Origin of the sequence: Crateriforma spongiae, assembly GCF_012290005.1 — a bacterium.
GTDB classification, from domain to species: domain Bacteria; phylum Planctomycetota; class Planctomycetia; order Pirellulales; family Pirellulaceae; genus Crateriforma; species Crateriforma spongiae.
In genome coordinates this window covers 1-14,627 of record NZ_JAAXMS010000010.1, presented here as the reverse complement: position 1 = coordinate 14,627, position 14,627 = coordinate 1, and the positions used below count along the sequence as shown (strand labels likewise).

Below are 14,627 nucleotides of genomic sequence, written 5' to 3'. Positions count from 1 at the left end.
AAACCTTTTTTTGTGTCGCAAGTCGTTTGCGGTGGATGACTTGCGTCGATTCAGTCGGCTTCGGCGCCCGAGCCGTCGGTCGGACTGGCAGTCTGCGTCAAAATCGCCGCTCGGTCACCGCGTCATGCGCAAGCGGTGAACGGCCAACCACCAAGGCAACCAGTCCGCCAGCGACAAACCCGCCCACGTGTGCCCACCAAGCCACGCCGCCCGCTTGGCCCCCCATCGTCGAACCAATCCCGCTGAAGGTCTGCAGCAGAAACCAGATGCCCAAAAACACGGGTGCCGGAACGACGAACGTCTGGATGAAGATGAAAATCGGCAACACCGCCAGCACTCGAGCGTGCGGGTACAGAAACGCGTAGGCCCCCATCACCCCGGCGATCGCACCGCTGGCGCCGATCGTCGGCACCGGACTGGATGGATCCGCGAAATAGTGGGCCAGCCCCGCCGCCACTCCCGTCCCCAAATACGCAATCGCATACCCCAGCGGACCCAGCCGGTCTTCGACGTTGTCGCCGAAGATGTACAAAAACCACATGTTCCCCAGAAAATGCATCCAGCCGCCGTGCAGAAACATGCATGTCAAAATGGTCGCCCACGCCGGCACCGCAGGCGGCGGCAACACTTTTTCGGTGATCACTTGGCGGGGGCCGAAGGGCGTGGAGACGACTTCCGCTTGGGGGACAACGATTTCCGTGTTCGGTTCGCTTAAACGCAGCGGCACCATTCCAAACCGCTGGACGATCGTGTTGCCGGAATCCACCGACGCGACCTGAGCCAAAAAAGCGATCGTGCAAATCGCAATGATCACGTAATTGACCACCGGCGTGGTTCGGCTGGGGATGTCGTCGCGAAGCGGGATCATTGGCTTTGGGTTAACGTTGACACTGCGTGAAGCGGTTCGGGGTCGGCCACGGAACCGTTCCGCCGCCGATCGCCATGACAGGATTTCACACCGACAACAGCTTTCTTGGAACGCCCCATGAAAATGCCTCGCCACCCTTTCCTTTCCGCCGCGTCGAATCTTGCCGGCACACCAGCGATTTTCGCCGGTCCAACAACGAGGCGTTGGTGCGCCGCGAAAACGATGGCCCGCCAACTTGCGTCGCGGTTCAGCGTTTTGGTGCTGCTGGCCGCGGTTTCAGCTGCCCCGCTGTGTGCCCAAGTTGCCGAATCGTATCCCGTGCATCCCGATGCGGTTGCCCAAGACGGCGTCCCACGCGGTGAAGTCACCGCGTACACCTGGAACAACAGCCAGGTTTACCCCGGCACCCACCGCGACTACTTCGTTTACGTCCCATCACAGTATGACGGCACCGAACCGGCGGCAGTGATGGTGTTTCAGGATGGCCAGAAATACGTCCGCAAAAACAGCACCTGGGCTCTGCCCAACGTGTTTGACAATTTGATCCATCGTGGCGAAATGCCCGCCACGATCGCCATTTGTATCAATCCCGGCGTCGTGCCGGGCGGTGATGCGGAATCACAGGATCGTTTCAATCGCAGTTTCGAATACGATTCCGTCAGCGATCGATACGCCCGGTTTGTCGTCGACGAGATCTTGCCCGCGGTCGGCAAAGACTATCGACTGACCGATGATCCGAATCTTCGAGCGATCGGCGGCAGCAGCAGCGGGGCGATCGCCGCATTCGGCGTTGCCTGGCATCGGCCCGATCAGTTTCGCCGCGTCTTCAGCACCGTCGGCACGTATGTCGGGCTTCGGGGCGGTCACAACTATCCGACGATGATTCGAAAGACCGAACCGAAACCGCTGAAGATCTTCTTGCAAGACGGCAGCAACGATTTGAACATCTATGCCGGTGATTGGTGGAACGCCAACCGCACCATGTTGTCCGCACTGCAATGGGCCGGCTATGACGTCCAGAACGTGTGGGGCGAAGGCGGCCATAACGGCAAACACGGAAGTGCGATTTTTCCTGACGCGATGAAGTGGTTATGGGCCGACTGGCAAATGCCCATCACCACTGACACCACATCCCATCCGGAATTAAAAGACATCACCATTGCGGGCGAAGGCTGGCGATCGGTCAGCATCGATGAAGCCCCCGAGTCCATTCGTCAAAACATGGATCGGCGTGGCGACGAAATTCGTGTCGGTGATTTTCGATACCAAGCCGATCCACAGAACGGAACGTTGACACAGTTTGTCGACGGCGGCTCCGGTGCAAGCGTTCGTCCGTGTCCGTCGCGGCCTGCCGGGTTGGCCGTGACGCCGGATCGACGGTTCTTGTTGGTCACCGATGCGGGTGGACGTTACGTGTGGTCGTACCGAATCGATCCAGACGGAAAACTTGTCGACGGTCAACCGTATTCATTCTTGCATCAAGCAGTCGATGCGACCGATCCCGTTGCGGCCGGCGCGGCGATGACGCGGGAAGGGCGTTTGGTGGTCGCCACAGAATTGGGGGTTCAAATCTTTGATCAGCCGGGGCGCGTTCACGCCATCCTGAACCGTCCGGTCGCCGAAGGTCGGATGCGAGATTGCGCGTTCGGGGGCGAAGACATGCAAACCTTGTTTGTTGTTTGTGGAAACGACGTCTTCGCACGTGACCTGCAATTGGTGGGACACGATGATTCGTCACAGCCGGTCAAACCACCCAAGCCGCGACTGTAAATCAACGCCCGCGCAAAGGCAGTAACCATGTGGTGATGGTGCAACCAATATCGTTTGTGACAGCTGCGCATCACCGCACATTCGCGTTTGCGAATCGGCAGGTAAAAAAGCGAAAAGACGCGTGAATGACGGCGTCAAATGAAACGAGCCGACTTTGCATCATGCAAAGCCGGCTCGCATCCGCCGTTCCGGGTCCGAAGACCCTGGGCATCCATTCCAGGCGGGAATTTCAGTGGTGATGCCAATCGATCAAACTGTGGTGACTATGTGTTGCACCGGAGCGAACCGAACGTTTCAAAACCAATTTTTTCAAAGTGGAACGTGAGTTCGCGGATCCGAAAAAAGGGAGCGACGTCCATGTACCGCGGAAGCATTATCCGCAGGCGCGTTCCATCATGCCCTCTCCCTTGATCGGAACGTTGGTTCAAAACTCTTTTGCCTTCAACCGCTGCGTCGCGTCATGGTTTCGCAGAGATCGGCCGGAAGCAAAATTTCCGAACCAAGAGTGCGTTGTTACCGTGCCAAAAATTTCGGCGGCGTCATGCCATCAGCAAACAACAGCACGTTGAAAATCAACGGGTGTCTGGCGCGACCTCGGGAAGCTGGGTCGACCGGTTGATGCAAACCAAAGTCGAGTCGCAGACAAGAAGCATGAGGATGACTCCGCGCTGAAAAGAAGCGACCGTTCGCTGCGTGAACGATCCATGTCGATGACGGGAAGAATGTGCGCTTGCCCCTTTGGAATGTCAACAACGATCGCTGCGACCGATCGTACAATTCGATCGGACTCGGCTCGTTGGCTCGGTAAAACACGAGCGATCATGGGCCAAGAAATTTTCGAAGAAATTGCCAATGCACCGGAGATCCGTACGAACACCACGTTTGCCATTTCTTGGGCTACAAGACAACGGTTTGGAACGCCACCGCCCATGCGTGCGTGCAGGTTTTGTACATTGTTCGCTTGGTGATCGGGTGGACGGTTTCTGCTTCGCGTCGACACGTTTCCACTGTGCATTTTCAAAGAGGTGGCATTCTGAATCCGGAAGCTGAATCGAACACTGGCGATGACAGTGTTGCTAGCAATTTGGTGTCAGGCGTGTCCGCGGCTGAGACGTGGACCGAGTCGTTCGTCCAGCGGTGTCGACGTCAATTCGGCGATCATTTTTGTGACACGCTGAACTACTTTTCCTTGCCCAACGGATTCACGCTTTCGGTGGTCGTGCCGGTCTACAACGAAGCGTCAACGGTGCGGATGGTGATCGATCGTCTGGTCGCAACGGGGTTGCCGCTGCAGATCGTCTTGGTCGACGACGGCAGCAGCGACGATTCGGCCCAGCAGCTTCACCAAATCGCCGCGTCGCTGTCAGCCGAGGGCGACCAGTCGGCGGCCTGTGCCGCCCGCGTGGTGGTTCTTGAACATCCGGTCAATCGCGGCAAAGGCGCGGCGATCCGAACCGGCGTGGCGGCCACCGACGGCGACGTCGTTGTGATCCAAGACGCGGACCTGGAATACGATCCCCAGGATTTTCGTCGGCTGTTGCGTCCGATCGTGCAGGATGAGGTCGACGTGGTGTACGGAACCCGCTACGGATCGGCCGACCGCTTGGTGTCGCCGTGGTGGCACCAGATGGTCAATCGCTTCCTGAGCAATCTGTCGGGGATGCTGATCGGGCCACGTCTGACCGACGTCGAAACGTGCTACAAAATGGCCCGCGGAGACGTATTCCGGCGCACCGCGGCTGCATGCGGCGAAAATCGTTTCGGAATTGAAATCGAGTTGACGGCTCGGTTTTCGCGTGCCCGGCTGCGGTTTGCCGAAAAGCCCATCCGCTATCGCCATCGTTGGTACGGCGAAGGGAAAAAGATCGGCTGGCGGGACGGTGTCAGCGCGATTCGCTGCATCATTTGGTACGGATTATTCACCCGGTCGGTGTGACGGTGGGCGATCGGATTCGATCCTAGTGAACAAGCACTCATGGGGCGGGATCGCTCCAAGTGGCGGCCGAAACTTGTGGTGTGGGCGGAAAGCCTGGCGGCAGAAAAAACTTGACGGCGGACGCCCACTGACGTCTGATGAAAGTCTTCTCTACGGCAGCGCAGGGAATGCAAAAACGTGCCGAGGCCGCGATGCGTCTCGTGCCGTCCGTTGCGGTATTCTGATCACTGACCGCAGCCATTTCCCAACGCTGTGTTCCCATCCATCAGGAGGAAGCGAACGACCATGGCGACGATGACCGAAAAACGGACGCTGGTGGTGAATCCCGCGTTCCTTCAGGAAATCAAGGACAGCAATCCTGATCTGTGGCAAACCATCCACCAACTGCGGCAGACGTGCGAAACGGAGGACGGATCCGCGGCCACGGTCCGATCGTTGACGCGGCTGCTGGACACGCTGCGTGACCAATTGTCGATGCAGTTTGCGCTGGAGGAGGCGTACGGGTTTGTCGAAATCCCGGTCGGCAGTTCGGTGCGGATGCTGACCGATCCGGAACACTTTCAAAAGACGTCGCTGGCCCATGACCAGCATTGCCAACTGTACCTGCGGCTTAGCGAGTTGGCCGAACAGGCGGAGGAACTGCAGTACCGTGGTGTCGGCATCGAGGGGTTTCGGGGGCTGATCGCCGCCGTGGAAGCCTTTGACGCTCGGCTGCGGCAACACGAACAACTGGAAGCCGATCTGATTGCGTCGGCGGGTAATTAAAATGAAGGCGGGTCGTCGTGACGACCGAAAAAGGACCGTTGAAAATGGCCGGCCCGGCCAGTCCGTCATCATTCGCCGGCGCTGGACGCCGATGGGTGCGGGCGAAGCCGGAATTTCCGCTGTTTTCGCCGCATTGCGATTCGCCTTAACATGCAATCTGTCAGAGGAATCCGAAATTGAAGAGGCCGAACATGTTGGGTGATTCACGAACCAAGCCGATGGAGATCCTGCTGGTCGAAGACGGCTTGATGGATGCCCGCGTCACGATTCACGCCCTTCGCAGCAGCGGTGTTCACCATCGTGTGACCTTATGCCGCAACGTGGCGGAAACGATGAAGTTCCTGCGGCGTGAAGGTGTTTTCGCACGGGCCCCCACTCCCGATCTGTTGCTGCTGGACATGATGCTGCCCGATGGGACCGGCATCGACATTTTGGAAATGTTGCCGGAGATTCCCAAGAACCGACTGGGGCTGACCACTGTCGTGTTGACCGCTGCCGACGATCCGGCGCTGAAAGCACGCTGCGAAGAATTGCAGGTCAACGATTACATCGCCAAGCCGGTCAGCGAAGCCGAGTTCCTGCGAGTGGTCCGCAATCAAAAGACATTGATGGTCCACAGCACGCCGACACTGGCGTCGGTCTAGGTCGATACCGTTCAGAGGCTTTGTTGACGCCGTTTTCCAAACGGCGTTGCCCAACCACCGGTGCGCAAAAAAAGACCGGCGAATTTCCGTGACCGGCTTCACCCGTTTTCTGGATGAAGCCGCCTGGGAATCGGCCGGTCTATTGATTCACGTCGCCCGTGGTCAGCAATTAGCGCTCGAACCACTTCTTGATCGCGTGGACCGTGGTCGCACGTCCGGCACGCGCGATCGACGTGGTCAGCGGGATTTCTTTCGGACAAACCGCGACGCAGTTTTGTGCGTTTCCACAAGCCGCGATACCGCCCGGCCCGGTCAATGCGTCCAAGCGTTCCTTGGCAAGTGCTTTTCCGGTCGGGTGGTTGTTGAACAACATCACCTGTGAAATCGCATTCGCACCGACGAATCCCTTGTCGTACTCGGCGTACTTGCGTGCTTCGTACTGCTCGTCGGTTTCGCCTTCCTTGCGTGGCACTTCGATCTTCAAGAACTGCGGGCATGCTTCCAGGCAACATCCGCAGCTCATGCACTGGCTGAGCGGATAGTTCTGTTCCTGGGTGTCGCGCAGTTGGCGTTCACCCGGCCCCATGTCGTAATAGCTGTCGACCGGCACCCAACCTTTGACGCGTTGCAGCCCGCGGAACAGTCGTTCCCGATCGACCATCAGGTCGCGAATGACGGGGAACTTGGACATCGGTTCCAAGACGATTTCGTCCGGGTTATCGGACAGCAACCGATCGACCAAGGCACTACAGCTTTGCCGGACACGTCCGTTGACGACCATCGTGCAGGCGCCACAGACTTCTTCCAAGCATCCACAGTCCCATGTCACCGGGGTGACGTGTTTACCGTCAACAGTCGTCGCCTGGGCGGCGATCCGTTGCAGAACGCTGATCACGTTCATTTCCGGTTCGTACTTGATCTTGTGCAGTTCCCAGTACGGTTCCTGCCCGGGTCCGTTTTGACGTTTGATACGGACGTTGATGAATTCCGGTCGATTTTTCAGCGTCGGTTCCTGGGCGATCATCCGGCGATCCTGAAACGATATAAACGAGTGACTGACTGAGATGAATAAGTTGAACTGAAGTCGGTTGTCGAATCAGGTCGTGGCGTACTGACCCGCTTCGGCTTTCGCCTTGGCACGTTCCTGCCAGACTTCTTCGATGATGTCCGCACCGACCAAGCCGTACAGCCGAGGCCGCGGCGGGATCGATGACGTGTCGACGTCTTCGTAAGTCAAGTCGGGTTGCATTGTGTCGGCGTTCCAAGTCGCGATCGTACTCTTCAAGTAACGTTCGTTGTTGGCTTCGAATTCGTCACACCACGCTTCGGCTTGCCGGCGACGTTCGGCCGGGTCTTCGGCGGTCAGCGGTGGTTTTTGGAATTCAGGTTTGTAGTGGGCACCGCGGCATTCGTCACGTTGCAGTGCACCCTTCAGGATGCATTTGGCCAGCGGGAACATGTCCTGCAGGGCTTTGGCGAACAGCACGTTTTGGTTGGTCCATCCGCCGGTGTCTGACAGGTTGACCTTCATCGCACGTTTGTGCAGTTCGTCGACCTTGACCAAAGCTTCGGTCAACTGGTCATTCTTGCGAACCACGGTCGCCACACGCGTCATCAGGTCACCCAGTTCCTGGTGAATCAGGTATGGGTTTTCCTCGCTGCCTTCGTTTCCGGTCAGCAAGTGTTGGTGACGATCGATTTCAGCCTGACGTGCAGAATCCAACAGTTCTTGGGAGACCGCGTCGTGCGGCTGCGAATCGATGTAGTTGACGATCGACGGCCCAGTAAACAAACCGGTAAAGATGCACGAAAGTAACGAATTGGCACCCAGACGATTTCCACCGTGATAGTGGTAATCGCATTCGCCGATCGCATACAAACCGGGAATGTTGGTCATGTGGTTTTCCGGGGCGCCCGGTTCCAGACCGCCATCGCTGCTCTTGACGTAATCGGCCCACAATCCGCCCATGCTGTAGTGAACAGCAGGGAAAATCTTCATGGGTTCGACCCGCGGGTCGACGCCCTGGAATTTTTCGTAGATTTCCAGAATACCGCCCAGCTTGCGATCCAATTCCGCGGCCGGAATGTGGGTCAAATCCAAGTAGACGCACATCCGATCGTCTTCGACGCTGAGTCCTTCGTTGACGCAGATGTCAAAGATTTCACGCGTCGCGATGTCACGTGGCACCAAGTTGCCATATTCCGGATAACGCTCTTCCAGGAAGTAATATCGATCCGAATCAGGGATTTCTTGCGGGGCACGCGGGTCTTGGGCTTTTCGCGGCACCCACACGCGGCCGCCTTCGCCGCGGGCCGATTCGCTCATCAAACGCAGCTTGTCGGCACCGGGGATCGCCGTCGGGTGGACCTGAATGAATTCGCCATTGGCGTATTTCGCACCTGCTTGGAAACAGCGGCTGGCGGCACTGCCGTTGCAGAAAACGCTCATCGTGCTGCGGCCATAAACCAGTCCGCAACCGCCGGTTGCCATCACCGCCGCGTCGGCGGGGAAGCTGCGGATTTCCATCGACACCATGTCTTGGGCGACGATCCCACGGCAATTGCCTTGTTCGTCCAAAATCGGACGCAGGAAATCCCAGAACTCGTACTTCCGCACCATGCCCTCGGCTTCCTGACGCCGGACCTGTTCGTCCAGGGCGTACAGCAGTTGCTGGCCGGTGGTCGCGCCGGCGAAAGCGGTGCGTTTGTAAAGCGTTCCGCCGAATCGACGCCGATCAATGAAGCCTTCGCCGGTGCGGTTGAACGGAACCCCCAAGCGGTCCATCAGATCGATGACCTTGGGCGCCCACATTGCCATTTCTTTGACGGGCGGCTGGTGGTTCAAAAAGTCACCGCCGTACACCGTATCGTCGAAGTGTTTCCACTCGCTGTCGCCCAACTGACGCGTCTGATCGTTACAGCTGTTGATGCCGCCCTGGGCACACACGCTGTGGGAACGCTTGACCGGCGTCAGGCTGAACAAATCGACTTTGACACCCAGTTCGGTCAATTTCATCACGCTGGCCAACCCGGCCAGTCCGCCACCGACGACGGCAACTCGTTTCTCTGCCATGAATACGGCTCGCTTGCTTGGTCAATAAATCAAAATCGGGTGGTGAATGCTTTTTCCTCGGCGGGGCACGCCGGGGGCTGCGTTTCAAAATCAGGGCAGCAACATGGCTTGGGCGTCGGCGGAATCTTCCGATTCGTCGTCCGAGGCCGCGTCGTGGGGTTCGCCCAAGACCTTGTCGGCGGGAATGCGTTTCTCGTCGTTTTCGTAAACCAGACCGCCCTTCAAGTTCGCCTCGTACATCTCGTCTTCGATCACGCGGGCTTCCTTGGCTTCTTCAACCGACGGTGAAACGGCGGCCCACCAGGCACCCGTACCAAGAACCGTCAAAACCAGTCCGAAGGCCACACATAGTTTCGTGGCACGTTCTTGGGCTTGAGGCGAAATCCACAGGCCCCAGGTGATTCCGGCCGTCCAGATTCCGTTGGCCAAGTGGTAGATCGTGGCCAAGACCCCCAGCAGGTAGAAAGTCGGCCAGATGAACCCGTCCATCTGCATGATCAACGTGCTGGCGGCGTTGTACGGTTTGAATCCGGCCAACCCCAGCGGCTGCATCAACGCCAACCACGGTTCGGCGTGGAACCAGCCGTGGAGGTGCAGAACGTGAACCATCAGGAACACGAACGCGATCATCCCGGTCCAGCGTTGCCACGTGTAACGCTTGTTGGCGGTGAACCGGTATTGGCTGCTGTTGGTCTTGCCGGTGTAGATGATCCAAACGCCAAGGATCGCGTGGAACAGCAGGGGCAAGAAAATGAATCCCCATTCCACCAGCGGCAACACGGATCCCAGGCTGTGAATCAAAAACACGGCCCGTTGGAACGTTGCCACGCCGTTCAGCAGGCTGGCGTTGGTCGTCAAGTGGACGCACATGTACGCGCCCAGAGGTACCAATCCCAACAGAGAATGGATCCGGCGGATCGCAAACTCGTGTTTCTCGAAAAAGCTTACTTCGCTGACCGCTGCGTCTGACACGTTCTTGCTGTTTGGTTGAAAGACTGTATTCATCCGATGCGACCGCTAAAACAACGGTCGCGGCAACGGCATCGCCGGATGATCTTTGAGGGAACCCTGTTTCGAAGCGATTTTTCACTCCGAAAGATGTTTTATTTTCCCGCGTTTTTCGCGGAAAACACGCTCCGTTCGGCGACGCAGGGCCAATGTACGAGCCCGCAATGTTCGCCGCTAGTGCGCCACCGCGTCCCACAACCATCTGACAGTCTGCGTGGTGCTTTTGCCGACACGTCATGGCGTGAAGCGGCCCCACGAAGTCGATGCTACGGTGCCCCGGGCTGCCCTTGGCTGTGATACCGTAGCCGATCGCGGCAGTTCGTCACGTCGGGCGGATTCGCACGCGGCCCGCTAGCCGAACGGCCGACCAAGGCGATTGGCGTGGGCCCATCGTTTCCGGTTCGTCCTTCAACGTTTGATCGATTGGTTTATGCACGTTTGGTGGTTGGTGGCGATCGCGGTCGTCGCGGTGTTGACCGCGATTCTGTTTTTTCGACTGCATGCTTTTTTAACGCTGCTGTTGGCCGGCTGGTTGGTCGGGCTGTTGACGTTGCCCGCCGCGTTGCAGGATTACGCGGCGAACGAAGTCGCCAAAGGCAAGATGACGTCGCAGCAGGCCGACGCTTTTGTGCAATCATCGGCCGCCGACCGCTTGGTTCACGCGTTCGGCGAAACTGCGGGTAAAGTCGGCGTGTTGATCGCGCTGGCCGGCGTGATCGGCAGTCTGTTGATGGCCTCGGGCGCAGCTTCGGTGATCGTCGATGCGATGTTGCGTTTGACCGGACCAAAGCGTGCACCGGAGGCAATGGCCGCAAGCTCGTTCGTGCTTGGAGTGCCGGTCTTTTTTGACACGGTGTTCTACTTGATGGTGCCGCTGGCCCAGTCGCTGCGACGAAAGGTCGGCAAAGACTACGTTTTGTTCTTGCTGGCGATTCTGGCCGGCGGTTCGATCGCCCACTCGCTGGTCCCCCCGACCCCGGGGCCACTTCAGGTGGCGGAGATCATCGGTGTGGATGTCGGCACAATGCTGCTTGCCGGACTGGGCATCGGCAGTGTGACCAGCGTGCTTTCACTGGCGGCGGCAAGAACCATCAATCGCTTCGTAGAAATCCCTTTGCCGGAAACGGCGACGACCGAAAGCCAGGATGCGGAACAAGCATTGGGCGAAAATGCATCCGGCAACCGACCGTCCCTGGTGCTGGCGTTGCTGCCCATCGTGGTGCCCGTCGTGTTGATCGCGACCGGTTCGACGGTCGCGTATCTGGCCCAGTCGTCGTCGTCGCCGACGGGCGGTTGGGTCAAGTTCGTCGATAACCTGTGTGACAAAAACGTCGCCTTGGCGATCGGGTGTGCTTTGTCGTTTTTGTTGATGCGATACTGTGACCCCAAAGAAAAAAACAAGTTGGTCGCGACATCTTTGGCGGCCGCCGGTTCGATCATCCTGATTACCGCGGCCGGTGGTGCGTTCGGCGCGATGCTGCGCCAGGCGGGGATCGCGGGTGCCGTCGCAGGATTGGCCGAAGGCGTTCCGGGACTGATGATCCTGCCGTTGGCTTTCATCGTCACGGTGGCGATTCGAACCCTGCAGGGTAGCGCCACGGTCGCCATGATCACCGCAGCCGGTGTGATGCAGGGTTTCGCCGCCGAAGGCACGTTGCCCTTTCATCCCGTCTACTTGGCGATGGCGATCGGCGCAGGCAGCAAGCCTGTTTCTTGGATGACCGACAGCGCGTTCTGGGTGATCACTCGAATGAGCGGCATGACGGAGGCTCAGGGGCTGAAGGTGATTTCGCCGATGAGCACCGCGATGGGCTTGGCGGCCTTACTGGTGACGGTCAGCTTCGCGTATTTTCTACCCATGGCGGGTTGATTCGGCACCTCGAATGTGACCGCTGTCTGTGCCGGCATGTTGCCCGCTGACCGCTTTCGTTTCCCCATCATCGTTTGGATCGACGTCCATGGATTTCATCATCGCCGGGTTTGCCGACAAGAACGCGACGCTTTACCGACGCTTGGGAGTCCCCTTGGGCGACCCGGCCGCGTTTTTGCAGCTAGGCGACCAGGCGTTCGGAATTGTGCGTGATCTGGAGATGGATCGCGTGCGACAGAACCGACCCGGTTTGCAAGTATCTTGCCCAGCCGATCATGCCGGCCCCGATGGCTTGCCCGCCGATCGCGAATCGGCGACCGCCGCAGCGGTGGCCAACATGGTGCGCGATCGCGGCGTCGGTCATTTGTCCGCTGATCGAACGTTGCCGCTGATCTTTGCGCATCACCTAACTGCCGCCGGCGTCACGGTCGACTACGACCCCGAACTTGGCGTCAACGACCGACGATCCAAAACGGATCAAGAGATCGAGTACTTGTCGCAGGCCCAGGCGACCACCGAATCGGTGATGCGAATGGTGTGCGAAACGATTGCCGACGCCACCGTCGACGCCGAAGGCCAACTGTTGCTGGACGGCACCGTCCTGACCAGTGAACGAGTCCGCAGTCTGGCCGCGGTGGAGTTTTTGAAACTGCAATACACGATGCCCCACGGCGCGATCGTGGCGACCGCGCCCCAGGTGGCCGATTGTCACCACAGTGGCACCGGACCACTGCGAACCGGAACGCCGATCGTCGTGGATTTGTTTCCACGTTGTGAGGCGACCCGTTACTGGGGCGACTGCACGCGGACGGTCGTTCACGGCGACATCGATCCGGTGGCCAAAGAAATGCACGCGGCGGTTTTGGAAGCCAAATCGGCCTGCATCGCCAAACTATTGCCAGGCGTCACCGCCGACCAGGCACATCACGCCAGCGAAGCGGTGTTGTTGCAAAAGGGCTATCCGTCCAGCCGCGGGACGATCACCGATGATCCGTCGATCCAGCACGGCACCGGACACGGCATCGGTTTGGACGTTCACGAACCGATTTTGCTGGATGCCGGCGGTGGTGAGATGTTGGCTGGTGAAGTCTTCACCGTCGAACCTGGTCTATACGGTCGCCGTTGCGGTGGCATCCGCGTCGAAGACATGGTCGTCGTCACGCCAGAAGGCCCTCGCAATTTAAATGAATTGAACGAGGGCCTGGATTGGCGATCGGTTTAGCGGTCGGCCGTTCGACTGGAAATCGGCTTGATCGGACCAGAGAGCCTATTCAGGCGAAGAAAAAAAGCGTATTCGGTCACTTCCAGTGTCAACGCCGTTGATCACAAAGACGCTTCGCGAATCAGCCCTCTGGTCGTTTCCAATCAATCAGTTGTTCAATGCTTTTAGGTGTGATCTGTTCACGCTGAGCAATCTGTTCAATGTCGCCGATCGAACCGAGTGGTCGCCAAAGCATGTCGACCACCAACGTTTTCTCCATCGGAAAGCGTTTCTTCGTACCGTCTTTGCGCGGTAGCCTGATCGATCCGAGCGTTTCTTCCACGACACTGGAAGGAAGATGGCCAGCCCCATCATGTTTGCTCCAGTCGATTGTTTGGCGGGTAACAACATCCCAATTTTGATTGGCGCCACATCTTTGACGCACCACGTGTCGGATGGGGAGCAATTCTTGAGATGAGAAAAACCATTGATAGGTTTCGTCACATTTGCTTTCGATCTTTGCGGTAAAGCTGATTTCAAGATCCGTCACTTTTGTACTGAGCGTTTTGGCCATCGACGTAACCCGCACCAAGCTTTCGCGGTTGTTTTCCTGGCCAAAGACAGATGCGAAGAACCCCAATGACCCCAGTGAACGAAGTCTGGGAATGGTTCGTAATTCGGATCTTTGTTCGAATGAAAGTGGGAGAACTTCAGGCGGACGTCCCACCAAACGCCGAATAGTGCGATCACCGTCAATTAAAACCATTAAGGTTTCCGCACGACGATCAGCAGGGACACCTCTAAGTAGTTGCTCGATATCGTAGCTGTAGTTGACCGAAAGAAGGAGCAGTTGGCGATTCGGCTTATCATAGTGTAGTCGCAAGAAACTCTCTCGCGGGATGATCGGCATGCCCATCACCTCAACCGATTCTTCGGTTCGCCAAGCCAGGTCGTACGAGTCAATCGCGTCGAACAACGCTGTCGACGCATCCATGTATCCAATCAACTCGTTGGCCCTATTATCTGCCGACCGGACCATCGGGCATGCGAAGAGCAACAATCCAAAAGCGGATCCGTATAAAAAGACGCGAGATGCCCTAACTATAATAAACATTGATCGTTCCTCAGGAAAAGTACCTATGCGTATCGAATTGCATAGAAGACCGGTGCGGCGAGGTACGGTTTTCAGGGACGTCACTGGTCGTCGGGGCAGCGTCCGATCACAGTATGATCTTGAACTTGACTAAGGAAGTGGGCACCCGATCCAAAATCGACTTGACATTTGTAGTTTGTTGCCGCAGTGCATCGCGAACTGTAATCGCAATCCCACCAACGATCGCACCAAGTTGTCGTACCTGGAACCGGGGCGTAGTCATCGCCCCAATTGATTTCGGGACCACCGTCGTAGTCTCGTTCTTCGGTGGTGGTAAAGTCGCGATCATTGACTTCGTGTTCGACAGTGTCTTCCGGGCAGTAATAAAAGGGACTGTAG

12 protein-coding genes are annotated in these 14,627 nt (G+C 57.8%); 6 read left to right on the top strand and 6 right to left on the bottom strand.

Annotated features, from left to right (window positions below; genetic code table 11):
• Positions 1-97: 97 nt before the first annotated feature.
• Positions 98-868: a rhomboid family intramembrane serine protease gene (locus HFP54_RS22075; protein WP_146413003.1), complete on the bottom strand. Its 771-nt coding sequence runs from the start codon at positions 866-868 to the stop codon at positions 98-100.
• 222 nt (positions 869-1,090) lie between these two features.
• On the opposite strand from HFP54_RS22075, the gene HFP54_RS22070 reads away from it, so the two are divergent.
• The 4 genes from HFP54_RS22070 (at position 1,091) to HFP54_RS22055 (ending at position 5,983) form a co-directional block, all read left to right on the top strand.
• A complete protein-coding gene (locus HFP54_RS22070) occupies positions 1,091-2,638 on the top strand; it encodes an alpha/beta hydrolase-fold protein (protein WP_168566825.1) in 1,548 nt (515 codons plus the stop codon).
• A 1,009-nt stretch (positions 2,639-3,647) separates the two neighbouring features.
• The gene (locus tag HFP54_RS22065; protein ID WP_168566824.1) at positions 3,648-4,574 is read left to right on the top strand and encodes a glycosyltransferase family 2 protein; all 927 of its coding nucleotides are present in this window, start codon (positions 3,648-3,650) and stop codon (positions 4,572-4,574) included.
• Positions 4,575-4,859: 285 nt separating this feature from the next.
• A complete protein-coding gene (locus tag HFP54_RS22060; RefSeq protein WP_145299785.1) occupies positions 4,860-5,339 on the top strand; it encodes a hypothetical protein in 480 nt (159 codons plus the stop codon).
• A 191-nt stretch (positions 5,340-5,530) separates the two neighbouring features.
• Entirely contained in the window at positions 5,531-5,983 is a 453-nt protein-coding gene (locus tag HFP54_RS22055; RefSeq protein ID WP_145299782.1) for a response regulator, read from the top strand.
• A gap of 169 nt (positions 5,984-6,152) precedes the next feature.
• Here the strand turns inward: HFP54_RS22055 and sdhB are convergent, their stop codons facing one another.
• The 3 genes from sdhB to HFP54_RS22040 all read right to left on the bottom strand — a co-directional run bounded on the left by sdhB (position 6,153) and on the right by HFP54_RS22040 (position 10,061).
• Complete coding sequence (gene sdhB / locus HFP54_RS22050) at positions 6,153-7,007, bottom strand: succinate dehydrogenase iron-sulfur subunit (RefSeq protein WP_168566823.1); 855 nt, start codon at positions 7,005-7,007, stop codon at positions 6,153-6,155.
• Positions 7,008-7,079: 72 nt separating this feature from the next.
• Positions 7,080-9,056, bottom strand: a complete 1,977-nt coding sequence (gene sdhA / locus HFP54_RS22045) for a succinate dehydrogenase flavoprotein subunit (protein WP_168566822.1) — start codon at positions 9,054-9,056, stop codon at positions 7,080-7,082.
• 90 nt (positions 9,057-9,146) lie between these two features.
• On the bottom strand, positions 9,147-10,061 hold the full coding sequence (locus HFP54_RS22040) for a succinate dehydrogenase cytochrome b558 subunit (RefSeq protein WP_197136643.1): 915 nt from the start codon (positions 10,059-10,061) through the stop codon (positions 9,147-9,149).
• A gap of 433 nt (positions 10,062-10,494) precedes the next feature.
• Between HFP54_RS22040 and HFP54_RS22035 the strand changes: the two genes are divergently transcribed.
• Both HFP54_RS22035 and HFP54_RS22030 read left to right on the top strand, forming a co-directional pair.
• Complete coding sequence (locus HFP54_RS22035) at positions 10,495-11,934, top strand: GntP family permease (RefSeq protein WP_168566821.1); 1,440 nt, start codon at positions 10,495-10,497, stop codon at positions 11,932-11,934.
• A gap of 88 nt (positions 11,935-12,022) precedes the next feature.
• Positions 12,023-13,156, top strand: coding sequence for a M24 family metallopeptidase (locus HFP54_RS22030; RefSeq protein WP_168566820.1), 1,134 nt, complete (start codon positions 12,023-12,025; stop codon positions 13,154-13,156).
• A gap of 121 nt (positions 13,157-13,277) precedes the next feature.
• Here the strand turns inward: HFP54_RS22030 and HFP54_RS22025 are convergent, their stop codons facing one another.
• Positions 13,278-14,129 (bottom strand): hypothetical protein, encoded by an 852-nt coding sequence (locus HFP54_RS22025; protein ID WP_168566819.1) that lies wholly within the window; start codon positions 14,127-14,129, stop codon positions 13,278-13,280.
• 200 nt (positions 14,130-14,329) lie between these two features.
• Positions 14,330-14,627: hypothetical protein (locus HFP54_RS25345; protein WP_206036345.1), on the bottom strand; the 298-nt coding region annotated here is incomplete at its 5' end.